This is a genomic window from Arthrobacter sp. BPSS-3 (genome assembly GCF_044628475.1).
Taxonomy (GTDB): domain Bacteria; phylum Actinomycetota; class Actinomycetes; order Actinomycetales; family Micrococcaceae; genus Arthrobacter.
Window position 1 is genome coordinate 36,679 of sequence record NZ_JBIMMV010000004.1, and the last position, 22,991, is coordinate 59,669.

18 protein-coding genes are annotated in these 22,991 nt (G+C 71.5%); 11 read left to right on the forward strand and 7 right to left on the reverse strand.

The features are described 5' to 3' along the window. Positions 1-6 precede the first annotated feature (6 nt). The 3 genes from ACFVY3_RS07710 to ACFVY3_RS07720 are packed head-to-tail and all read right to left on the reverse strand — an operon-like array spanning position 7 to position 3,400. A complete protein-coding gene (locus tag ACFVY3_RS07710) occupies positions 7-1,677 on the reverse strand; it encodes an LCP family protein (RefSeq protein WP_400159307.1) in 1,671 nt (556 codons plus the stop codon). Positions 1,678-1,688: 11 nt separating this feature from the next. Next, the gene (purE, locus tag ACFVY3_RS07715; RefSeq protein ID WP_400159308.1) at positions 1,689-2,258 is read right to left on the reverse strand and encodes a 5-(carboxyamino)imidazole ribonucleotide mutase; all 570 of its coding nucleotides are present in this window, start codon (positions 2,256-2,258) and stop codon (positions 1,689-1,691) included. Further along, complete coding sequence (locus ACFVY3_RS07720) at positions 2,255-3,400, reverse strand: 5-(carboxyamino)imidazole ribonucleotide synthase (protein WP_400159488.1); 1,146 nt, start codon at positions 3,398-3,400, stop codon at positions 2,255-2,257. Before ACFVY3_RS07720 ends, purE begins: the two co-directional genes overlap by 4 nt. Positions 3,401-3,600: 200 nt before the next feature. On the opposite strand from ACFVY3_RS07720, the gene ACFVY3_RS07725 reads away from it, so the two are divergent. Beyond that, positions 3,601-4,167: a GtrA family protein gene (locus ACFVY3_RS07725; protein WP_400159309.1), complete on the forward strand. Its 567-nt coding sequence runs from the start codon at positions 3,601-3,603 to the stop codon at positions 4,165-4,167. Positions 4,168-4,200: 33 nt separating this feature from the next. Here ACFVY3_RS07725 and ACFVY3_RS07730 read toward each other — a convergent pair whose 3' ends face one another. After that, positions 4,201-4,932 carry a TIGR03089 family protein gene (locus ACFVY3_RS07730; protein ID WP_400159310.1) on the reverse strand — a complete coding sequence of 244 codons (732 nt, stop codon included), beginning with the start codon at positions 4,930-4,932 and terminating at the stop codon, positions 4,201-4,203. A 440-nt stretch (positions 4,933-5,372) separates the two neighbouring features. Between ACFVY3_RS07730 and ACFVY3_RS07735 the strand changes: the two genes are divergently transcribed. The 3 genes from ACFVY3_RS07735 to ACFVY3_RS07745 are packed head-to-tail and all read left to right on the forward strand — an operon-like array spanning position 5,373 to position 11,216. Further along, positions 5,373-5,918: a WhiB family transcriptional regulator gene (locus tag ACFVY3_RS07735; protein WP_400159311.1), complete on the forward strand. Its 546-nt coding sequence runs from the start codon at positions 5,373-5,375 to the stop codon at positions 5,916-5,918. Positions 5,919-5,947: 29 nt separating this feature from the next. After that, a complete protein-coding gene (locus ACFVY3_RS07740; protein WP_400159312.1) occupies positions 5,948-9,475 on the forward strand; it encodes a glycosyltransferase family 2 protein in 3,528 nt (1,175 codons plus the stop codon). Beyond that, entirely contained in the window at positions 9,468-11,216 is a 1,749-nt protein-coding gene (locus ACFVY3_RS07745) for a DUF5719 family protein (RefSeq protein ID WP_400159313.1), read from the forward strand. The genes ACFVY3_RS07740 and ACFVY3_RS07745 overlap by 8 nt, the downstream gene beginning before the upstream one ends. On the opposite strand, the gene ACFVY3_RS07750 is transcribed toward ACFVY3_RS07745, so the two are convergent. After that, on the reverse strand, positions 11,213-11,713 hold the full coding sequence (locus tag ACFVY3_RS07750; RefSeq protein WP_290258531.1) for a metallopeptidase family protein: 501 nt from the start codon (positions 11,711-11,713) through the stop codon (positions 11,213-11,215). The two genes, ACFVY3_RS07745 and ACFVY3_RS07750, sit on opposite strands and share 4 nt — an antisense overlap. 121 nt (positions 11,714-11,834) lie before the next feature. Between ACFVY3_RS07750 and ACFVY3_RS07755 the strand changes: the two genes are divergently transcribed. From ACFVY3_RS07755 to ACFVY3_RS07780, 6 genes are all read left to right on the forward strand, one after another. Beyond that, positions 11,835-12,242, forward strand: coding sequence for a DUF3499 domain-containing protein (locus ACFVY3_RS07755; protein ID WP_290258530.1), 408 nt, complete (start codon positions 11,835-11,837; stop codon positions 12,240-12,242). A 96-nt stretch (positions 12,243-12,338) separates the two neighbouring features. Then, complete coding sequence (locus ACFVY3_RS07760; RefSeq protein ID WP_290258529.1) at positions 12,339-12,584, forward strand: hypothetical protein; 246 nt, start codon at positions 12,339-12,341, stop codon at positions 12,582-12,584. Between the two features lie 139 nt (positions 12,585-12,723). Beyond that, positions 12,724-14,202 carry an adenosylhomocysteinase gene (gene ahcY / locus ACFVY3_RS07765; RefSeq protein WP_290258528.1) on the forward strand — a complete coding sequence of 493 codons (1,479 nt, stop codon included), beginning with the start codon at positions 12,724-12,726 and terminating at the stop codon, positions 14,200-14,202. 166 nt (positions 14,203-14,368) lie between these two features. Continuing rightward, on the forward strand, positions 14,369-15,595 hold the full coding sequence (locus tag ACFVY3_RS07770; RefSeq protein ID WP_290258526.1) for an Ig-like domain-containing protein: 1,227 nt from the start codon (positions 14,369-14,371) through the stop codon (positions 15,593-15,595). Beyond that, the gene (locus tag ACFVY3_RS07775; RefSeq protein ID WP_400159314.1) at positions 15,574-16,809 is read left to right on the forward strand and encodes an Ig-like domain-containing protein; all 1,236 of its coding nucleotides are present in this window, start codon (positions 15,574-15,576) and stop codon (positions 16,807-16,809) included. Before ACFVY3_RS07770 ends, ACFVY3_RS07775 begins: the two co-directional genes overlap by 22 nt. A 147-nt stretch (positions 16,810-16,956) precedes the next feature. After that, the gene (locus ACFVY3_RS07780) at positions 16,957-18,240 is read left to right on the forward strand and encodes a TIGR01906 family membrane protein (protein WP_400159315.1); all 1,284 of its coding nucleotides are present in this window, start codon (positions 16,957-16,959) and stop codon (positions 18,238-18,240) included. 49 nt (positions 18,241-18,289) lie between these two features. Here ACFVY3_RS07780 and ACFVY3_RS07785 read toward each other — a convergent pair whose 3' ends face one another. Then, positions 18,290-20,119 (reverse strand): AMP-dependent synthetase/ligase, encoded by a 1,830-nt coding sequence (locus tag ACFVY3_RS07785; protein ID WP_400159316.1) that lies wholly within the window; start codon positions 20,117-20,119, stop codon positions 18,290-18,292. Positions 20,120-20,181: 62 nt separating this feature from the next. Beyond that, the gene (locus ACFVY3_RS07790) at positions 20,182-21,948 is read right to left on the reverse strand and encodes a dolichyl-phosphate-mannose--protein mannosyltransferase (protein ID WP_400159317.1); all 1,767 of its coding nucleotides are present in this window, start codon (positions 21,946-21,948) and stop codon (positions 20,182-20,184) included. 155 nt (positions 21,949-22,103) lie between these two features. Here ACFVY3_RS07790 and rsmI point away from each other — a divergent pair, with 155 nt between their 5' ends. Then, positions 22,104-22,943 carry a 16S rRNA (cytidine(1402)-2'-O)-methyltransferase gene (gene rsmI, locus ACFVY3_RS07795; RefSeq protein ID WP_400159489.1) on the forward strand — a complete coding sequence of 280 codons (840 nt, stop codon included), beginning with the start codon at positions 22,104-22,106 and terminating at the stop codon, positions 22,941-22,943. Positions 22,944-22,991 lie beyond the last annotated feature (48 nt).

The window sequence follows — 22,991 nt, forward strand, 5'->3', positions numbered from 1 at the left end:
CTTATCCTAAAGCGGGGCGCACTGGCCGTTGGTGGCGACCAGGTTGCGGATCGACTGCTCGTCGCCCTGGCGCTTGAAGTCGTTGAGCATCTCCTCGGTGATGGGTTCACCGTCCGGGGTGGTGGTCACCGGGGTGAAGTCCGAGGACGACGGCGACGGCGCCGGCGACGTTCCGGGCACCGTCCCGGGCGCGGCCTGCGCCGACAGCCCGGAGATGGTGCCGGCGGCGGAGAGCGGTCCGGGGACCGCGGCCGGGCGCAGCAGCTCATCGGTGCCGGCGGCCGCCTGCGGGGCCGGGCCGAGGAGCTTGTCCACGGCCTGGTGGATCCGGTCGAAGGCCGGGACGGTGGAGAAGTACGCCTCGAAGTCCGGCGGCCCGATGGTCAGGCGGCGGACCGGCTGGCCCTTGGACTTCATGGCGAGGTCCACGAAGCTGCCCAGCTGCCCGGCGGAGACGTTGGAGTCCACCACCTTGGTGCCGGCCTTGACGATGTCCTCGAACTTTGTCAGCAGGGTGCCCGGGTCGAGCTGCTTGAGCATGGCCTGCTGGACGCACTGCTGCCGGGCGATGCGGGCGTAGTCGTCGACGAATTCGCGCGAGCGGCCGTACCAGAGGGCGTGGTAGCCGTCCAGGGTGTTGTCCCCGGCGGGGATCCAGCCCAGCGGCATGCCGTGGATGCCGTTGGCCTCGTCGATGGTCTCGCCGCTGATGGGGACCCAGCCGCCGGCCTTGATCCGAATCCCGCCCATCGCGTCGATGAGCTTGGCGAAGCCGTCCATGTCCACCAGGACGTAGGCCTGGACCTTGATGCCCAGCGTGCCGGAGACGGCCTCGAGCGTGGCCTGCGCCCCGGGATCCTCGACGCCGGGGTAGAGGTCCTGGTGTTCGTTGGTGACCTCGGTGTTGATCGCGTTGATCAGGCACTCGTCGCCGCAGTTATAGCCGTCCGGGTAGATCTTCCGCATCGGCGAATCGTCGCTGAACCTGGCGTTTTGCAGGTTGCGGGGGATCGAGATGATCGCGGAGGCGCCGGTCTTGGCGTCCACGCTGATCACCGAGAGGCTGTCCGGGCGGCGGCCGGTCCGGTCCGCGCCGGCGTCGCCGCCCATCATGAGGAAGTTGTAGCGGCCTTCGGAGGGTTCCATCGCGGGGCCGTCGGCGAAGATGGTGCCGATCGCCTCGCGGCCGACATTCAGTAGGTAGGCGGTGTAGCCGAGCCCGCCGGCGCTGAGCACCATCGCGACGACCAGGCCGAGGACGACGGCGGCGCGGGTGCGGGCCGCGGGCAGCAGCACCGGCCGGATCAGCCGGAGCGTGTTCAGGAACAGGGTCGCCCAGCCGACGGCGAGGGCCGCGAGCACGACCACGAGGATCAGCGAGGTGATCGGGTTGGCGACGAGGTTAATCAGCGTGGGCCGTGCGACGGCCAGCAGGATCAGCCCCACCAGTACCAGGGCCCAGACGGTGAGGGTGACGCGCAGGGCGAGGCGTCCCAGCCGCCGGTCGCCGGCCACCAGCTGCGCGCTGCCGGGAACCAGGAGGGTCAGCAGGATCAGCAGGATCCCGCGCCGGGTCAGGGTGGCGGGCGCGGCTCCCCGCGGATACCGGACCGGGTCCGTCAGCCTGGTCCGCCCGGGCCGGGCAGTGTCCGGCGCGCCGGCGGATCCTTCGCTCATGGTGGGAATCCTTACCGGCCGCCCCGCGGTTCGGTGTTCTCGGCGGAGAACACCTCGGCCACCTTGGCGCGCAGGCTGGCGCCCTTGGCGGTGGCAGCGTCGTTGAGGTCCTGGGCGAAGCGCAGCAGTTCGGCGCGCAGCTCCGCGGCGAACGCGTCCGTCCCGGCGGCCAGCATGCGCACGGCCAGCAGGCCGGCGTTGCGGGCGCCGCCGATGGAGACGGTGGCCACCGGCACGCCTGCGGGCATCTGGACGATCGAGAGGAGCGAGTCCATGCCGTCGAGGGTCTTAAGCGGCACGGGCACCCCGATCACCGGCAGCGGCGTCACCGAGGCGAGCATCCCGGGCAGGTGGGCCGCGCCGCCGGCGCCGGCGATGATGACCCGGATGCCGCGTTCGTGGGCGGTCTGCCCGTAGCGGATCATCTCGGTGGGCATCCGGTGGGCGGAGACGACGTCGGCCTCGAAGGGGATGCCGAACTCGGCCAGCGCCTCCGCGGCGGCCTCCATGACCGGCCAGTCCGAGTCGGAGCCCATGACGAGCCCGACGAGCGGGGCGGCGGTGGTGTCAGTGGTGGTCATTCGGTCTCCCCGGTGGTCTCGGGCGCGGCGGCCTGGGGCCGGCCGTCCCGGATGATGGCGGCGACAGCGCCGGCGCGCTGCCGGACGGAGTCGACGTCGGCGGTGGAGCCGCCGACAAGGTTGACGTGGCCGATCTTCCGGCCCGGCCGCACGGCCTTGCCATAGCTGTGGACCTTGGCGGCCGGCTCGGTGGCCAGCGCCGCGGGGTAGGCCGAGTAGAGGTTCTGGTTGGCGCCGCCGAGGAAGTTCTTCATGACCACCACCGGGCCCAGCAGGTCGGTGGCACCCAGCGGCAGGTTCAGGATGGCGCGCAGGTGCTGTTCGAACTGGCTGGTGACGGAGCCGTCCTGGGTCCAGTGGCCGGTGTTATGCGGGCGCATGGCCAGTTCGTTGATCAGGAAGCCGGAGCCGACGCCGGGGGTTTCGAACATCTCCACGGCCATGACGCCGGTGACGCCGAGTTCGTTGGCGATCCGTACGGCGGCGTCTTCCGCCGCGGCGGCGACCTCCAGGGGGATGTCCAGGGCGGGGGCGATCACCTCGTCGCAGACGCCGTCGACCTGGATGGTGTGCACGACGGGCCAGGCGCGGCACTCGCCGTCCGGGGTGCGGGCCACCATGGCGGAGAGTTCGCGGCTGAACTCGACCTTGGCCTCGGCCAGCAGCGGGGACATCGATTCGAACCAGTCGGCCGACGCGGCGGCGTCCCCGGCCGAGGCGATGACGCGCACGCCCTTGCCGTCGTAGCCGCCACGCGGGGTCTTCAGCACCACGGGCCAGCCGGCGTCGTCGCCGAACGCGACGAGGGCGTCGACGTCGTCCACCGCGGCCCAGCGCGGGTTCGGCAGTTCCAGCCGGTCGATCGCGGCGCGCATCACGAGCTTGTCCTGGGCGTTGACCAGGGCGTCGGGGCCCGGGTGGACGTTGACGCCGGCATCGATCAGGGCACGCAGGTGCTCCGTGGGAACGTGCTCGTGGTCGAAGGTGAGGACGTCCAGCCCGCGGGAGAACTCCAGCAGGTGGTCCAGGTCCTTGTAGTCGCCGACCGGGGCTTTCGCCACCGCGGCCACCGCGGAGACGTCCTCAGCCTCGGCGAGGACACGGAGTTCGAAGCCGAGAGCGGTCGCGGCTGGGGCCATCATGCGGGCTAGTTGGCCGCCGCCAACCACGCCGATTACTGGAAAAGTCACATCGACCAGCCTACCGAACACCGCGCCGGACGAGACCCCGGACCCGTGATTTGGGCCGGTGAGTCCCCACGGCGGGGCAATCTCCGGGGAAACGGCGCTAAAATAGGCCGTCGGCCACTTGGCCCCACAGACAGCAACGCCCTCGGAGGGTCATGATCACCACACTTGCAGACCGGATCCGCGGGCTCGCCTCGCTCTTTTGGCGCGAAGTAGCGAAGTTCGGAGCCGTCGGCGGTGTCGCCTTTGTCATCGACAACGGCCTGACCTACTACCTGATGCACGGTCCCATGTCCGACAGCGAGGCCAAGGCGCGCTTCGTTGGGGCCACCGTGGCCACCATCTTCTCCTGGATTGCCAACCGCTTCTGGACCTTCCGGCACCGCCGCCAGGCCAACGTGCTGCGCGAGTTCCTGATGTTCGTGCTGATCAACGGCATCGGCATCGGCATCTCCACCGGCCTGACCGCCCTCGCCAAGTACGGCATGGGCATCAACGACAAGAACATGCTGTTCCTGGCCGGCGTCGTCGGCATCCTGGTCGCAACCGTGGTGCGCTTCTTCGCCTACCGGTTCCTGGTGTTCAACAAGGAACTCGACGACGAACCGGAGTTCTCCGGCGACCACGAGATCATCGAACGCCACCCGCACCCGCACGCCGCCGGATCAGTGCCGGCCGGCCGCGAGACCGGAACCCCGGGCGCGACGCCGGACGGACGCTAGGCCCCGTAGGCCTGCTTCGCGGACTCGGCCGGATCAGCGGAGGCTGATCCGTTCGTCGCCCAGCAGCCGCTCGGTCAGGGCAACGTCCGGGTGCACCAGCACCACCGAGCCGTCCCTGGACCAGGCCCACAGCGCCCGTGACAGCGCCGCCTCCAGGCCGTCCCCGGCCTGCACCAGCAACCGCGGCGCCGCAGCGCTGTCAGCGCCGTCGTCCGCAACCCCTGGCAGGGCCCCGAAGTCCTCGACCAGCCGGCCGTGCGGATGGTCGACGCCGGCGGCGTCCCGCAGCGCGGTCCGGTCCGGCTCCGGGTCAACGTAGGCCATAAAGAAGTCCCCGTGGCTGCGGACCTCCGCCGCATAGTCGAGCACGCCGCTGGGGAGTTCGCCCGGCCAGCGCATCGCCAAGGCCGGCAGCGCCACGGCCAGCACGGCGTCGACCCCGCCGGCGGCCGCGGCCGGGCCGGGATCCGCCGTGGCGAGCAGTTCGGCGTCGCCGTCCGCCAGCACCACCTCCATCCCCAACTGCCAGGCGGCCAGGGCCAGCACCAGCGATTTCCAGTGCGCCGGCAGGTCCAGTCGCAGCCGGGTCCCCGGTTCGGCGTCCAGTTCGTCCTGCAGCAGGTTGCTGGTTTTCGCCACCCAGTTATCCAGCACCCGGCCGGAGAGCTCGACGCGCTCGGCGTCCGGGCCGTACCAGGTCAGGCGCGGGGCGGTGGACTGGCCGGAACGCAGGGCCGACATCAGGTCGGCGGCGGGGATGTTCATGGCGTTCATCTTGCCACGGAGGCCGCCGCGCCCCACGTGGCAGTGCCCCGGAGCCACCCACGCCCGGTCCGGGTGATCTCGGTCACGCGGCACGGCGCCGGGTGCGGTGCCGCCGTTATCTGAGTGGTGGGCGCGGGGGAGGGGGATGCCGCCGATGATGCCGGAATGTCGGCCAAAAGGGAGCAGAAATCGCCATTAGCCCCCCAAAGGTGGTCAGCATGCTTCCCATTCGGCGGGGATGGGCCGCAGGCCGCGCAAAAAATCACGGGCGTGGCGTGCCTCAGGAATTCCCAAGGAATTGATTATTATCCCTGCTGCCGCTTGACTCCCCGATACTTACACACGTGTAATTAGGGAACGAAAGCCACCGCACAACAGCCGGCGCTCAACCGAGTGTCCGTGGGTCAAGCAGGGGCTGCCAATCAGAGAGGGAAACGCCAATGGGGCTTGCAGAGCGTATCCATGAAGAGGAAGTTGTCGCCGGCCAGGCGACGGCCAAATACCGTTCACGCGGAGTGCCGAGCGACTGGTACGTGGACCCGGCCGATCCGGAGGCCGCGGACCGCTACAACGGCCAGACCAAGGACGCGCTGGAGGACCAGGCCACGGCCTTCCTCGCAGCCCACGAGGCTCTCCCGGCGGGGAACCCGGATCTCGACGACGATCCGCTGGACCCGCCCATGGAGGTGCAGGCCCCCGACGCCGGCACCGTAACCCAGGCGATCTGGATCGGTCTCCCCGCGCAGCAGGACTTCGACGACGAAGGCGAGCTGGGCTGGCAGACGGACGCGCTGTGCGCCCAGACGGACCCCGAGGCATTCTTCCCCGAAAAGGGCGGCTCCACCCGGGACGCCAAGAAGGTCTGCGGCGCGTGCAACGTCCGCTCGCAGTGCCTGGAGTACGCACTCTCCAATGACGAGCGTTTCGGCATCTGGGGTGGCCTCTCCGAGCGGGAACGCCGCAGGCTTAGGAAGCGGGCAGTCTAATTCTTCAAGAAGTACGAGTCACCGCCGTCGTGGTAGCCCGCGACGGCGGTGACTACCTCCCCAGAACCCTCGCGGCCCTGGCGGCGCAGACGCGCCCCGCGGACGCCGCGATCGGGGTCGACACCGGATCCCGCGACCATTCGGCGGCCCTGTTGGCGCAGGCGCTCGGCGCCGGTAACGTCACCGCCGTTGAACACTCCCGGACCGGCATGGGCGGAGCGGTGCAGGCCGGCCTGGCCGCCCTGGCCCCGCGCCGGGAGGGCATGGCCGCCGACGCCGAATGGATCTGGCTGCTCCACGACGACGCCGCCCCGGCCCCCGAGGCCCTCGCGGAACTGCTGCACGCCGTCGAACGTGCGCCCTCGGTGACGGTGGCAGGCTGCAAGCAGCTCGACTGGCACTCCGAGCGGCGCCTGATCGACGTTGGACTCTCCATCAGCCGTTGGGCCGAGCGGCTCACCCTGATCGAGGCGGACGAGCTCGACCAGGGCCAGTACGACGGCCGCAGCGACACCTTCGCCGTCAACTCCGCCGGCATGCTGGTCCGCCGGGACGTCTGGGAGCAGCTGGGCGGATTCGACCCGGCCCTGCCCGGAACCGGCGACGACGTCGACTTCTGCTGGCGCAACCGCCTGGCCGGCCACCGCGTGGTGGTGGTCCCGACGGCACGCATGTTCCACGTGGCGCACCGCCCGCACGGCCAGGGCACCCCCGCAGCCGCCCGCAAGGCCCAGGTCCACCTGCGGCTCAAGCACGCCTCGGCCTGGAAGGTGCCCCTGCATGCCGTCGGCGCCCTGCTGGGAAGCCTGTTCAAACTTGTCCTGAGCATCGCGCTCAAGGACCCCGGCCACGGCCTGGCCCAGCTGGTCGCCACCCTCGGCGCCCTGGCCCGGCCCGCCGCCGTCTTCCGCGGCCGCCGCAACGCCGCGCGCACCCGCCGGATCCGCCGCTCCGTGATCAAGGGCCTGCAGACCCACCGCCGCGAGGTCTGGGCCCACCGGCGCTCCCTGATCGAGTCCCTCGGCTCCGACGACGCCGAGGGTATGCCGGGCCACGACCCGCTGGGGGAGCAGCCCAGCGGCGACGCCGCCGACGACTTCGCCGCCCTGGCCGCGACGGACCGCGGCTGGGTGGGAGCCGGCGCGCTGCTGGCGGTGCTGCTCGCCGCCGCGGCCTCGGTGGCCGGGTTGCTGAACATTTTCCGGGCCGACGCCGTCACCGGCGGCGCACTGATCCCGCTCTCCACCGGGCTGGGCAGGATCTGGGACCACGCCACTGGCTGGTGGGTGGAACTTGGGGCCGGGCTGCCCGGGCGCGGGGATCCCTTCGGCTTCGTGCTCTGGTTCCTGGGCGTCCTCGGCGCGGGGAACGCCAACGCCTCGGTCGTGTGGCTGCTGCTGCTGGCCATGCCGCTGGCGGCCCTGACGGCTTGGTTCGCCGCGGGGGCCCTGACCCGGCGGCGCCGGCTGCGGTTCATCGCCGCGCTGGCCTGGGCCGGCGCCCCGGCGCTGCAGGTGGCCCTGAACCAGGGCCGATTGGGTGCCCTGGTGGCGCATGTGATGCTGCCGCTGCTGGTCCTGGCGCTGCTGCGCGCCACCGGCACCGTCCCCGGCCGCGGCCGCTTCGCGGTGCCCGCGCCGGGGGAGCGCCGCTTTACCGAGAAGCCCCCCATCAAACCCGGCATCAACGGGACGCCGTCCTGGACCGCCGCGGCCGCCGCCGGGCTCGCCCTGGCGGTCGTCACCGCCGCCGCCCCATCGCTCCTGGTGCCTGCCCTGGTCCTGATCGTCCTCGGCGCGGTCCTGCTGGGCCGCCGGGGACGCACGCTCTGGTGGTCGCTGCTTCCCAGCCTGGCGCTGTTCGTTCCGTTCGCTCTCTCCGCCCTGGACCGCCCTCGCGCCCTGCTCGCTGACCCGGGACTGCCGCTCGGCTTCGACGCCGCGCCGCTGTGGCAGCAGGCGCTAGGCCAGCCGCTTGCTTTCGACGCCGGCGCGGGCCTGACCGGGCTGTCCCTCTTCGGTCCTGGCCCCGTGCCGTGGGCGCTGCTGCTGGCCCTGCTGGCCGGGGTTCCCGTCTTGGTGCTGGCGCTCACTGCGCTGTTCCTTCCGGGCCGCCGCGGCACCGGCCGCCGGCCCCGCCTCGCGCGCAGCCTGTGGGCCGCGGCCCTCGTACTGCTGGCCGGAAGCTGGCTAGCCGGCCACCTCGCCGTCGCCGCCAGCGCCGAGGTGCTGGTCTCCCCGTTCTCCGGACCGGCCGTGTCTGCCGCCGCTTTCCTCCTGCTCGGCGCGGCGCTGCTCGGCGCCGAGGCCCTGCTGGACGCCGCGGCCGCAGCCCGCACCCGGTCCGTCACCGTTGAGGCAGAGTCGGGGGCCGAGTCGGCCGCCGACACCGCAACAGAAGGGCCCACCACCTCCCGGGCGCTTCCGGCCCGTGCAGTCGCGGTCCCTGCCTTTCTGATGAAGGGCGCCGCCGCGGCCGCCGTCGTGCTTCTGGTCGCCGGGCCGCTGGCAGGGCTGGCGGCGTGGTCCGCGCACAACGTTTTGCAGACCACGGCCGCCCCCGCCGGAACTGCCTCAGCCGGGGCCGCCTCCACCGGATCCGCGGGAACCGGAACCCCGGCCGCGGGACCTGCCGCCGGCACCGACGCCGCAGATGCCGCCGCCGGTGACGGGGCGCTCGGGGTTTCCCGGCTTCTTCAGCCGGGCCGGTCCACGGCGCTGCCCGCCACCGCGATCGACCGCGGCGAGGGTCCCGAACAGGCCCGGACCCTGGTGATCTCCGCACAGGACAACGGCGGATTCGCCGCCTCGCTGATGCGTGGCTCCGGGACCACCCTGGACGCCCTGTCTGCGATCGCCTCCGCCCGGCCCGTCATCGGGGCCCCGGGCGAGGAATCCGTCCGGCTGGACGACGCCGTCAACGGCTCACTCCGCTCCGTGGTCGCCACCATCGTCGCCGGCCAGGGCGTGGATCCGCGACAGCTGCTGGAGGAATTCGGCATCGGCTTCGTGGTGCTCTCGGCCACGGACAGCTCGGCCCAGCTGACGGCCAGCCGCATGGACGCCGTCCCCGGCCTCGTCGCCGTCGGGCAGACCGACGTCGGCTGGCTGTGGCGTATCACCCCGCTGCACCGGAGCCAGCAGGGCCCCGCCGACGCCGCGGAGGTGGCGCACCGGCTGCGGATCCTCGACGGCTCCGGCGCCACCACCGGGCTGCTGCCCGCCGGACCGCTGGGCGCCGACGCCCCCGTTCCGGACGGCCCCGAGGGCCGGCTGGTGGTCCTCAGCGAACGGGCCGACGCCGGATGGAGCGCCTTCCTGGACGGCAAGCGGCTCACCGCCACCACCTCGGACTGGGCACAGGCCTTCACGCTGCCGGCCCGCGGCGGCCAGCTCAGCATCCGCTACGAGAACCCCTGGGCGCTCTGGACCGGTATCGGGCAGGCGGTCGTGATCGGCCTGACCGTGCTGCTGGCCATCCCCATGCCCGCCCGCCGCCGCAATGCCGGCATCTCCCGGGACGAAGCGTCCCTGCGGAAGGAACACCAGCATGCCTGACGAACAGCACCCCGCGGCCCGGCCCGAAAACTCCGGCGACGGTCCGTCCGACGGCAAACGGGACCGCAGCGCCCGAGGCAAGGAATCCCGGCCCAGAGAGCACAAGCCCAAGGAGTCCCGGCCCACTGATTCCCAACCAACAGCCCGGCGGCTGAAGACCCTGGCCCGCCCGCTGGGCGGGATCCTCGCCGGCGTGGTCATAGTGGCCGCCGGCGGCGGACTGGTGGCCGCCACGGCACTGGCGCCCCGGACTTCCGGCAGCAGCCCGCTGGCGGCACCTCAGGCCGCAGTCCCGGCCGGCAACCTCGTGGCCGTGTGCCCCGCCCCGGCCCGGCTGCTCCAGGCCACCCCGGTGGGGACCGACCCGCAGTTCAGCCCCGAGTCCGCCACGGCCAAGAGCGCCGTCTCCGCCCTGGTCCTCGGCAACGGGTCCGGCGTGATCCCCGGCAGCCGCCTCGCCGGCCTCACCGGCAGTCCGCTGGTGGAACTGGCGAAGGCCCCGGCCGTGCCCGCCACCGCCAGCCCGGCTCCGGCCCCAGCGAGTACACCGCCGGCACCCCGCGCCGCCGTCGCCCAGCGCGGGATCGACGCCGTGAGCGTCCTCAGCGCGGACGCGTTCCGGGACCAGCAGCCCTCCGCCGCCGCCGCCATGAGCTACGCCGCGGACGACGGCGACCTCCGCGGCACCGCCGCCGCGGCCTGCCAGAATCCCGCCAACGATCTCTGGCTGGTAGGTGCGGACACCTCCCTCGGCCGGACCGCCGTGCTGAACCTGAGCAATGCCTCGGGCACCCCGGCGACGGTCAACCTCGACCTCTTCGGCGCCAAGGGCGTCATCCAGGCCCCGGGCAGCCGAGGCCTGCTGGTGGCCCCCGGCACCACCCGCTCGATCGTCCTGGCCGGCCTCGCGCCGGGACAGGACAGCCTGGCCGTGCGGGTGCGCAGCACCGGCGGCCCCGTGGCCGCCGTCATCCAGCAGAGCGTGCTCCGCGGACTGACGCCCGGCGGCGTCGACTTCATCACCCCCGGCACCGGCCCCGCCACCCGGCAGGCCGTCACCGGGCTGGACATCCAGGACCCTGCCGCCCTCGGCCCGCTCACGGCCAAGTCCGGCTTTGGGGACGCCGGCCCCGCACTCCAGATCGCCGTCCCGGGCGCCGCGGACGCCGTCGTGGAGGTCAAGATGTACGGCCGGGACGGGCAGAAGCCGCTGCCCGGCGGCGGCGTCGTCACCGCCAAGGCCGGCGCGGTCACCACCGTCCCGCTCGCGGGGGTGCCGGCCGGGCACTACACCGTCTCGGCCAGCTCCGACGTCTCCTTCACCGCGGCCGCCCGCGTCACCCGCGGGCTCAAGGCCGAGGAGCCCACGGACGTCGCCTGGTCGCCGTCCGCCATCCGGCTCGGCAGCCAGCACCTGGTGCCGGTCCCGGCTGCCGGCAGCCGCTTTCTGATGTTCGGCGCCCCGGACGGGCGCGCCACCATCTCCTACACGCCGGTCACCGCGGACGGCAAAATCCGCAGTGCCACGACGGCGGACATCGCCGGCGGCACGACCGCATCGGTCCAGGTCCCCGCCGACGTGGAAGGCTCCGCTGTGGTGGGTTACCTGGTGTCCGCGGCGGGGGAAGCGGCTTACGGCGCAGTCCTGCTCGAACGCGACGGCAAGGCGGACGTGGCCACCGTGCCCGTGTCCCCGGGCGCGGCCGGGCAGGAAAAGGTCGCCGTTACCCTCGGCTACTAGTAGCGGCGGCGGTAGACGGGGTCGAGCGTCTCGGGCGGAACGCCCAGCATCTCTGCGGTGCGTTCGACGACGACGTCGTGAACCAGGTCCGCGAGTTCCTCCCGGCTCCCGCACGCCTGCTCCACCACGCGGCGGTAGAGCGTGATCACCGGGCCCTCTCCCGCCGTCGCCGGCGCGTAGGCACCCATCGGCGCGGGCGAGCCCTCGGCCACGAGCTGCTCGAGCTGCGGCGGGATGTCCTCGACCGCGAACCGGACCCCGTCCAGCGGCTTGCCCCAGATGTCGTGGAGGCGCTGGGCCGAATCGAGGACGAAGTCGTCGAAGCGCTCCGCGCGGGTCCGGTACCCCGGCAGGGTGGGCATCAGCAGCTCACCGCGCAGGCCGCGGCCATGGCGGTTCCTGCGGCGTTCGCGGAAGCCCCGGACACGGCCGCCCGCGGCGGCGCCGGGCTCCGTGAGCCGCACCGTAAAGCCGGAATCGTGGGGCAAAGACTGCATACCTCGACTCTAAACCCGGCGCCCTGATTCCGCGATATGACGGGCCGTACGCGGGCGCGGGCCCCTCCTGCGGTGTTTCAATGCGGCCCCGGAACCGTGCAGGGGAGTAGTCTGTGGTGTCGTGGGTGCAATTCGTCTCTGTTCAAGGTCCGCCTGCCGGAATTCGGCGGTGGCGACTTTGACGTACGTTTACGCCGACTCCACCGCCGTTCTCGGCCCGCTGGCCACCTACGCCGAACCGCACTGCTACGACCTCTGCGAACAGCACGCCGGGTCCCTGACGGTGCCCCGCGGCTGGGAAGTCCTCCGCCTGGCCATGCCCGCGACGCCCGCCGGGCCCGGCCCCGACGACCTGCTGGCCCTGGCCCACGCCGTCCGTGAGGCCGCCGGACGCCCGGCCGCCACCGGCCAGGGTAACGACGCGGCCCAGGCCCCCGGGCAGCGTGCCAGCCATCCCGCCCTGGAGGCCCCGGCCGCCCCGGAGGGCGCCCGGCGCGGCCACCTGCGCGTCCTCCGCGAACCCTCCTGAGCCCCGAATCAGCGGTAGGCTGGGGAAGAACTTTCCGTAAGCCACCGGCGCCCGACGCGGCGCCCCCAGGGAGCCTTCGCCATGCCAGGTCTTAACGTGCCATTGATCAGTTCCGAACTTCTCTCCGTGCTGCGCTGCCCGGTCACCGGCTCCACCCTGGTGCAGGAGGGCGAGGAACTCGTTGCCACCAGCCCCGACGCGCAGGGCCGCACCCTCCGTTACGGCATCGAAGACGGCATTCCGCTGCTGCTCCCGCCCGAACTCCTGGCCGCCGCCGGCTCCGCCGCGTCCGACCAGCACGACGGCGGCGCGCCCGCCGGACCCCGCCACGCCGCGGACTAGCACCTGCCCCAGGGCGGGTGCGGCACCCCACCAAGGGTGCCCCGCCCGCTTCCCATCGGAACCGCCCGCGGCTCCGAACCCCTGACAGCCCCGTGCTTTCAACCCGACGCTTCCAACCCGGCTACTCCAAAGGATTTTCATGACCTTCGATTACAAGATTGCCGACATCTCCCTGGCCGAGGCCGGCCGGCACCAGATCCGCCTCGCCGAGCACGAGATGCCGGGCCTGATGGCTCTGCGCGAGGAATTCGGCCCCAGCCAGCCGCTCAAGGGCGCCCGGATCGCCGGCTCCCTGCACATGACGGTTCAGACCGCCGTGCTGATCGAGACCCTCACCGCTCTTGGGGCCGAGGTCCGTTGGGCCTCCTGCAACATCTTCTCCACCCAGAACGAGGCCGCCGCGGCCGTCGTCGTCGGCCAGGGCACGGTCGAGGACCCGCAGGGCGTCCCCGTCTTCGCCTGGAAGGGCGAGACGCTCGAGGAATACTGGTGGACCGCCGAGCAGATCCTGACCTGGCCCGGCGCGGACAGCAACCCGGACCTGGGCCCGAACATGATCCTCGACGACGGCGGCGACGCCACCATGCTGGTGCACAAGGGCGCCGAGTTTGAGGCCCTGGGCTCCGTCCCGGCCGCAGGCGACGACGAGTCCGAGGAGGGCCGGGTCTTCCTGTCCGTGCTGCGCGCCTCGCTCGAAAAGGACCCGCAGAAGTGGACCCGGATCGGCTCCCGTCTGCTGGGCGTGACCGAGGAGACCACCACCGGCGTGCACCGCCTGTACCAGCTCGCGGAGCAGGGCAAGCTGCTCTTCCCGGCCATCAACGTCAACGACTCGGTCACCAAGAGCAAGTTCGATAACAAGTACGGCATCCGCCACTCCCTGCCCGACGGCATCAACCGCGCCACCGACGTCCTGATGGGCGGCAAGGTCGCCGTCGTCTGCGGCTACGGCGACGTCGGCAAGGGCGCCGCCGAGGCGTTCCGGGGCCAGGGTTCCCGCGTGATCGTCACCGAGATCGACCCGATCTGCGCGCTGCAGGCCGCCATGGACGGCTACCAGGTGGCCACGCTCGAAAGCGTGCTCGCCGAGGGCCACATCTTCATCACCACCACCGGCAACAAGGACGTCATCCTGGCCGAACACATGGCCGGCATGCGCGACAAGGCCATCGTGGGCAACATTGGCCACTTCGACAACGAGATCGACATGGCCGGCCTGGCCCGCATCCCCGGCGTCAAGAAGGTCGAGATCAAGCCGCAGGTCCACGAGTGGGTCTTCAACGAGGGCACCGACGGGGAGAAGTCGATCATCGTCCTCTCCGAGGGCCGCCTGCTCAACCTCGGCAACGCCACCGGCCACCCGTCCTTCGTGATGAGCAACTCCTTCGCGAACCAGACGATTGCGCAGATCGAACTGTTCACCAAGGCCGGCCAGCCCGAGGGTGAGAAGGAGTACGAGAAGCAGGTCTACGTGCTCCCCAAGATCCTGGACGAGAAGGTCGCCCGGTTGCACCTGGACGCCCTCGGCGCCACCCTGACCGAGCTGAGCAAGGAACAGGCGGAGTACCTCGGCCTCGACGTTGCCGGCCCGTTCAAGCCGGAGCACTACCGCTACTAGGAGCTCCCTGGGAACATCCCCTGAGTCTCCCGGGAAGGCCCCGGGCCCACGGCACCCGCCGCGGGCCCGGGGCCTTTTTGTGACCGTATCGTGCCTCGGTCCGGCCCGGTCCGGCGCCCGTTTGCCCCTATGCTGGCAAGGTGACGTCTGGAAGGACCCGAGTATCGTGACCGTCTCAAAAACCTGGAGCACCCGCCGCAAGGCCATCGTCCTGGCCGCTGTCTGCGTGCTGGGAGCCGGCGGAGGAGTCTTCGCCGCGGCCGGGCCGCTGGCCCACCCGTCCTTTGCCTCCGAGGCTTCCTCGCCGGAGCGGTCCACCCCGGGACTGGCCTACCCGGTGCTGCCGCCGGTCCAGCTGACCGCGGCCCCGGCGGACGCCGCCACGGCCGTGAACCCTGCCTCGCCGGTGACCCTGAAGGTCGGCAACGGGCGGATCGACCGGGCATCCCTGACCAGCGAATCCGGCGGCTCGGTGGATGGCACGCTCAGCGCGGACGGTTCCAGCTGGACCGCGTCCGGGCCGCTGAAGTTCAACACCCGGTACACCTACACCTACACCGTCATCGACGCCGCCGGCCGGAGCACCACCTCCACCCGCAGCTTCACCACGGTCTCCACCGCGAACGAGGCCGACGCCGCGATTTACCCGCTGGACGGGATGAAGGTGGGCGTCGCGCAGCCGATCCAGATCACCTTCAGCGAACCGGTCCTGAACCGCGACGCTGTCGAGAAGGCCATCAAGATCACCTCCACCTCCGGCCAGCCCGGGGAGTTCCACTGGTTCAGCAACACCATGGTCCGGTACCGGCCGGAGAACTTCTGGGCCGCCAACAGCACCATCACCATGGACATGCAGCTCTTCGGCGTCGACCTCGGCAAGGGCCAGATCGGCAATTTCAACAAGAAGGTCACCATCCACATCGGGGACAAGAAGACCGCGATCGCCGACGCCACCGCCCACACCTTCAAGGCCTTCGTCAACGACCAGCAGGTCGGCGAATGGCCCACCACCATGGGCGACACCCGGTTCCCCTCGGCGCGCGGCTACCTGGTGCTGATGGAGAAGTACCGGGTGGAGCACATGAGCGCCGCCTCGATCGGCCTCAAGCCCGGTGACCCGGCCTACTACGGAGAGCTGGACGTCAACTTCGCCACCCGGCTGACCCCCAGCGGCGAGTTCATCCACCAGGCCACCGACTCCGCCCTGCCCTTTATCGGCAAGGCCAACCTCTCGCACGGCTGCATCGGGCTGGGACCCGACGGCGCCCAGTGGGTCTTCGACAACATGACCGCCGGCGACGTGGTCCAGGTGGTCAACACCGAGGGCGACTTCGCCGCGTTCGACGACGGCTACGGCGACTGGAATATCCCATGGGCCCAGTACGCCAACTAAAGCGCCGGAGCAGGCTGCCCGCCGTCGCGGGCATCTGCCTCCTCCTGGCCGCGGCCGGCATCGGATCCGCCACCGCCCCGGTTTGGGCCGAGGAAAAGCTGCCGTCGGAGGCGTCCGCGCCGATGCGCTCGGTCAGCGGACTCGCCGTCCCCGTGCTGCAGCCGCTGGAACTTGGCGTGACGCCGCTGGACGGTGCCACCGGCGTCAACCCGGCCTCGCTGCCCGCGGTCAAGGCCGTGAACGGCCGCGTGCTGGAGGTGACGCTGCGCCCCGAGAACGGTGGCGGCCCCGTCCCCGGCAGCCTCAGCGCCGACGGCTCCACCTGGACGGCGGAGCAGCCGCTCGACTTTGACACCGTCTACCGGTATCGCTTCACGATCGTCGACGGCGCCGGGCGGACCACCGTCCGGGAGCAACGGTTCACCACGGTGGCCGCCGCCAACGAGGCCGACGCCGCCGTCTACCCCCGCGCCGGCAGCACCCTCGGCGCCGGCCAGCCGCTTGAGATCATCTTCAGCGAACCGGTGAAGAACAAGGAGGCGCTGGAGCGGGCCGTGACGGTCACGGCATCCTCCGGCCAACCCGTGGCCTGGCGCTGGTACTCGGACCGGCGCGCCCGGATCCGGCCGGAAACCTTCTGGGCCGCCAACGCCACGGTCAGCGTGGACCTGCGCCTCTTCGGGGTGGACTTCGGCAACGGGATGGTGGGGAACGCGGACACCCGGATCGGCTACACGGTAGGCCCGCAGCGGATCGCTGTAGTGGACGACACCACCAAGACCATGAACGTCTACATCGACGGCGCCCTCGCCCGCACCGCGCCGGTCACCCTCGGCGGGGAGGACTGGCTGTCCCCGACGGGGTATGCCGTGATCATGGAGCAGGAGCGAAGCTCCCCGTTCAACGCAGGCAGCATCGGGCTCAAGCCGGGGGACAAGGGCTACTACCCGCCACTGACGGTCGAGTACGCCAACCGGCTCACGACGTCGGGCGTGTACGTCCACCAGGCCCTGGAATCGGCCTGGGGCGCGGTGGGCCGGGCGAACGTCTCGCACGGCTGCGTGGGGCTGTTGCCGGCGGACGCCGCGTGGTTCTTCGCCACGATGAAACCCGGCGACGTGGTCCAGACCCTGAACACGGGCGCTCCGCCGGTGGAACCCCTCGAGGGCTTCGGCGACTGGAACATCCCCTGGAACGTGTATGCCAAGCGCTAGGGGGCGGCGAGTTTGGCCACGAATCGGTGACGGTCCGGGGTGGCACCTCCCCGGGGCCGAAACCCTGACGGTAGGCTCGAGAACAGATATGAGGCGCGGCCCGGCTCGACGCCCGGACGCGCGGAATCCGACGGAAGCGAAGCAGCAGTGACTGAGAAGAGTGCCACCCCTCCGAACCGGCCGGAGCCCGACCTGGATCCCGCCGGGGACACGGACGAGCCCGCCTTCGAGTGGATGAAGCCCTCCGGCGCCGCCGCCTCGAAGCCGGCCCCGGGCAAGGACAATGTCGCAGAACCCGGTGAACGCCAGGGCCGCCGGGCCGAACGGCTTGCCGCCGAACGCCGGACCGACGAACGCCGCACCGACGAGCGCGCTGGCGGCGCCACCGCCGTCGGCCGTCCCGCGGGGGAGGACGCCTACCGCGAGGCGCTCCCCACCTCGGCCCTGCACGTGCGCCCGCCCCAGGAGGAAGTCGAGCGCCGCAACGCCGAACGCGAGCAGGCCGCCAACGCCAAGCCCGTGGCCCCCCGGGTCATGCAGGTCCTGCTGGCCATCTGCTTCCCGGTCATCCTGCTGGTCCTCGCCGTCCGCGCCGTGACCAGCCCGCTGTTCCTCTGGGCCGAATACAACCGTCCCGGCTTCCCGGGCGACGGCTACGGCTTCAACATCGATGACCGGATGACCTACGGTTCCTACGCCGTGGACTACCTGGGCAACTGGTCCGGCCCGCGTTACCTGGGCGAACTGGTGAACCGCAGCGGCGAGAAGCTGTTCAAGGCCGGCGAGGTCAGCCACATGGCCGACGTCAAAACCGTGATGCTCTCCTCCTTCGCGGCGGGGACGCTGCTGGGCATCGTCAGCCTGGTCGCCATCCTCTACCTGCGCCGCCGCAGCACCGGCGGGGTCCGCCGCGGGCTCTTCGCCGGCTCGATCGCCACCCTGGTGATCATCATCGGCCTGGGCGTCCTGGCGGTGCTCGGCTGGGAGCAGTTCTTCACCGAGTTCCACCAGATCTTCTTCGCCAACGGCACCTGGACATTCTCGCTGCAGGACACCCTGATCCGGCTCTTCCCGGCCCAGTTCTGGAGCGACGCGGGGATCGCGATCGGCGCACTGGTGCTGCTGGCCTCGCTGCTGACCCTCATCCTCACCTGGCCCACCCGGCGCCGCCGCGGCCTGCCGCCCCGGACCGGGAAGGCGAAGGACAGCGTTGCCGGCGACGCGCCGGCGGCCGGCGGCCTGACGGACGCAGACACGTCCTCCCAGGCGGCGCTCAAGGGCCGCCGCTTCAAGCGCCGCGGCACCCCGGCCACGGAGGCGCCCGCAGAGACTACGGCCGTGCCGAACGCTGCGTCGGAACCGTCCACGGACGCCGCCCCGGAAGCGGCATCCAAGGGCGCAAGCGCCCCCGCCGGACCCGCGCAGTCCTAGCAGCCACACGCGGCCGCAGCGGCGGCGGGGCTCCCGCCCCGCCGCACGCTCAGCCGTAGATGCGGTTGATGTGCTCCTCGTAGTCCCGGACGACGGCGGCGCGCTTCAGTTTCAGTGACGGGGTCAGGTGGCCGGACTCGACCGTGAAGTCGGCGTCCAGGACCACGAAGCTGCGGATCGACTCGGCCTTGGAGACCAGCCGGTTCGCGTCGTCGACGGCGGCCTGCAAAGCCTCCCTGACCAGTTCGGAGGAGGCCGCCTCGGCCGCACCCATCACGGGGATGCGCTGCGCTGCGCACCAATTCTCCAGGCCCTCGGGGTCCAGGTTGATCAGCGCTGACACGAACGGCCGCCCGTCGCCCACCACCACGGCCTGGGCCACCAGCTGGTGCTCGCGGATCTTTTCCTCCATCGGCCCGGGTGCCACGTTCTTGCCGCCGGCGGTGACCAGCAGGTCCTTCTTGCGGCCGGTGATGGTCAGGAAGCCGTCCTCGTCCAGGGCGCCGAGGTCGCCGGTGCGGAAGAACCCGTCGGTGAAGGCCTCGGCGTTGGCCGTCTCGTTCGCGTGGTAGCCCTTAAAGACGCCGATGCCCTTGACCAGGATCTCGCCGTCGTCGGCGATCCGGATGGTGGTGCCGGGGATCGGGATGCCCACGGTTCCCACCTTGGTCAGGGACGGTGTGTTGGCCGTGCAGGGGGCCGTCGTTTCGGTCAGTCCGTAGCCCTCCAGCACCGGGATCCCGGCGCCGCGGAAGAAGTGCGCGTCGTTGGCGCTCAGCGGGCTGGCGCCGGAGACGGTGTAGCCCAGCTGGCCGCCGAACGCCTGCCGCAGCCGCGGGTAGAACACCCTGTCGAAGAGCCCGTGCCGGGCGCGCAGCAGCAGGCCGGGTCCCCGGCCCTCGCCGCGGGACTCGGCGTCGAGCGCCCGGGAGTACTCGACGGCGGTGGTGGCGGCGGCGTCGAACAGTTTGCCCTTGCCCGCCTCGGCGGCCTTGTGCGAGGCGCCGGCGTAGACCTTTTCGAAGATCCGCGGCACCACCAGCAGGAACGTGGGCTTGAAGGTGCCCAGATCCTCGAGGAGTTCCTTGGCGCTGCCGGTGTGGCCCAGGGTGGTGCCGGCGGCCAGGCAGACCACCTGCACGGCGCGGGCCAGCACGTGCGCCAGCGGCAGGAACATCAGCGTCCGGTTGGAGGGGTTCAGCAGGATCTCGGGCAGGAACAGGACGATGTTCTTGGCCACGAGCGCGAAGTTTCCGTGCGTGATCTCGCAGCCCTTCGGCCGGCCCGTGGTGCCGGAGGTGTAGACCAGGGAGGCGACGTCGTCCAGGCCCGCCGCGGACCGTTGCCGCTCCAACTCGGCGTCGGTGACGCCGGTGCCGGCGGCGGCCAGGCTTGCCAGGTTGGGGGCAGCGCCGTCGAAGTCCATCCGGACCACGCCGAGGACGCGTTCGGCGAGCAGGGCGGAGGAGTCCAGGACGCCCTGGACCAGGTCCGCCTTGGCCTGGTCCTCGACGAAGACGCGGCGGGCGCCGGAATCGTGCAAAATCCATTCGACCTGGCTGGCGGAGGACGTTTCGTAGATCGGAACGGTCACGCCGCCGGCGAACCAGATGGCGAAGTCCACCACGGTCCATTCGTAGCGGGTGGCGGACATGACGGCCACGGTGTCGCCCGGGACGATGCCGCCGGCGATCAGGCCCTTGGCCAGGGATCGGGCCTGCTCCACGAACTGCCGGGCAGGCACGTCCGTCCAGCCGTTGGGACCCTTGCGGGCGTACAGTGCGCGGACCGGGTCCTCGGCGTACTGTTCCAGCAGCAGGTCCGTGACATTACTGTCCGGATCCAGCTCCACAAGCAGTCCGGTGCTGGCTTCTCTCACGTCGCGTCTCTCCCGTTCCGGGTCGGCCGGCCGGTGACCGGGTGTCCGCTAGTAATCCTGCCCTAGATCCAGGACGGCATCCACATCCGGGCCCGCCAGTCCTGGTAGGAAATCACTTCGGCCGTCCAGACCGGGTAGAAGAACGCCGAGAGCAGCACCGCACCGACGACGAACAGGGCCACCACGAGCAGACCTGACCGGCGCCGCCACAGCGGGTCCGTCCGGCGGCCCAACACCAGCCCCAGGCAGTAGACCAGGGCGAGGACCAGGAACGGCTCGAAGGAGACCGCGTAGAAGAAGAACGTCGTCCGCTCCGGGTACATGAACCAGGGAAGGTAGCCGGCGCCGACGCCGGCCAGCACCGCCCCGGCCCGCCAGTCGCGGCGGCCGATCCACCAGAACAGCAGCACGCCGAGGGCGACGGCGGCGCTCCACCAGATCAGCGGGTTGCCCACCGAGAGGATGGCCGAGGTGCAGCTGGGCAGCTCGCAGCCGCCGGTGCCTTGCTTGGGGGACTCGTAGAAGAACGACGTCGGCCGGCCCATCACCAGCCAGCTCCAGGCGCTGGCCTTGTACGGGTGGTCAGCGCTGAGTCCCTGATGGAACTTGTACGCCTCCAGGTGGTAGTGCGCCAGGGACCGCAGCGCGTTGGGGATCCAGCCCCATTGTGCGGACGGGTTGGCCTCGGCCCAGTGCCGGAAGTAGGCGTTGCTTGACTGGAACCAGCCGGTCCAGGTGGCCAGGTAGACCAGCCCGGCGACCGGGACGATGCTCAGGAACGCGGGCAGGCCGTCCTTGAGGATGCCGCCGGCGATCCAGCCGTGCACCCCGGCGATCCGGCGCGCACTCAGGTCCCAGAACACGGTGAGGAGGCCGAAGCCGGCCAGGAAGAATAGCGCGGACCACTTCGTGCCCACGGCCAGGCCGAGGCAGACCCCCGCGGCGAGCCGCCACCAGCGCACCCCGAGCCAGGGGCCGGCGGCCAGCTGCAGCCGCGTGGGGACACCAGCCTGCCGGGTGGATGCTTGCGAAGCGGAGGCCTGCGCGGCGAGCCGTGCCGCGAGCCGGCGCCGGCCGTCGTCGCGGTCCATCAGCAGCGCGCCGAACGCTGCCAGGATCCAGAACATCAGGAAGATATCCAGCAGCGAGGTCCGGGACATCACCAGGTGGTGGCCGTCGACGGCCAGCAGCAGCCCGGCCACGGCGCCCAGGGTCAGGGAGCGGAAGAGCTTCTGGGCGATCAGGGCGAGCAGCAGGATGGAGAGGGTGCCGGTCAGGGCCGCGCCGAAGCGCCAGCCGAACGAACTTTCCGGCCCGAACAGCCACATGCCGGCGGCGATCATCCACTTGCCCACCGGCGGGTGCACGACGTATTCCGGGCTGTCCAGCAGGATGCCCGGATTTCCGGCGATGAAGGAATCGTTGGCTTTGTCCGGCCACGCCCGCTCGTACCCGCTGACCAGGTAGGAGTAGGCGTCCTTGACGTAATAGGTCTCGTCGAAGACCAGGTTGTGCGGGGTGTCCAGCCGGGCGAAGCGCAGGATGCCGCCCAGCACCGCGGTGAGGGTGGGGATCAGCCAGTACCAGAGACGCAAAGACGGCGGGTAGTCCCGCCAGCTGCCGAGGTCCCCGACCAGCCGCCGCGTGAGGGCGGGCAGGGTGTACGCCTCCTTCGGCCGGGCAATCCAGCGGTGCCCCTCGAGGTTCCGGCCGCCCCCGGCGGCACCGGCCGCACGTCGGCGGGATGCGGCGGGCTGCTGCGTGCTTGCGTCGGCGGGGGTCGGCGCGGCCCCGGCTGACCGCATGGGGGTCTGCGTCACGAAGCCCATGCTACCGGCGGCAGCCGGCCGGGTCGGTCCCGCGCGCCGGGCGGCAGTAGGCTGGTGCTGTGGAATCCGAGCCGAGCAGCCCCCAGTCCGACGCCCCCGCAGGCACGTCCCCCGGGAGCTCTTCCGGCAGTTTCGCCGGCAGCTATTCCGGCAGCATCTCCGGCCAGGGCCGGGTCGTCCTCGCGGCCACCCCGATTGGCAACGTCGGCGATGCCTCCGCGCGGCTGATCGGGCTCCTGGAGACCGCGGACATCGTCGCGGCCGAGGACACCCGCCGCCTGCACCGCCTGGTCCAGGGCCTCGGCATCACGGTGGCCGGACGGGTGATTAGCTACCACGAACACAACGAGGCGGCCAAGACCGGCGAACTCCTGGACCAGGTCCGGTCCGGCAAGACCCTGGTGATGGTGACCGACGCCGGCATGCCCTCGGTCTCGGACCCGGGCTTCCGCCTGGTCGAGGCGGCCGTGGCGGACGGCATCACCGTCACCGCGGCTCCCGGCCCCTCCGCCGTGCTGACCGCCCTGGCCCTCTCCGGCCTGCCCACCGACCGCTTCTGCTTCGAGGGCTTCCTGCCGCGGAAGGCGGGGGAGCGGGCGGGCAGGCTCGCCGAGCTCGACGACGAGTCCCGCACCATGGTGTTCTTCGAGGCCCCGCACCGGCTGGAGCCGATGCTGCGGGCCCTGCACGAACGTTTCGGCGCCGCGCGCCGGGCCGCCGTCTGCCGCGAACTGACCAAAACCTACGAGGAGGTCATCCGCGGGGACCTGCGCGAGCTGCTGCGCTGGGCCGAGACCTCCGAGATCCGCGGCGAGATCGCCGTCGTCGTCGCCGGGGCCCCCAAGCGCGAGCCGGGGAAGCCGGAGGACCACGTGGCGGATGTCAACGCCCTGGTCGCCCAGGGCATGCGGCTCAAGGAGGCCGTGGCCGCGGTCGCTGAGGACACCCGGGTCAGCAAACGCGAACTCTACGCCGCCGTCCTGGCCGCTCGCTGAGGCCCCAGCGGCGGCCCGCCGCACCTTGTGCAGCTGCACAGCGGCCTG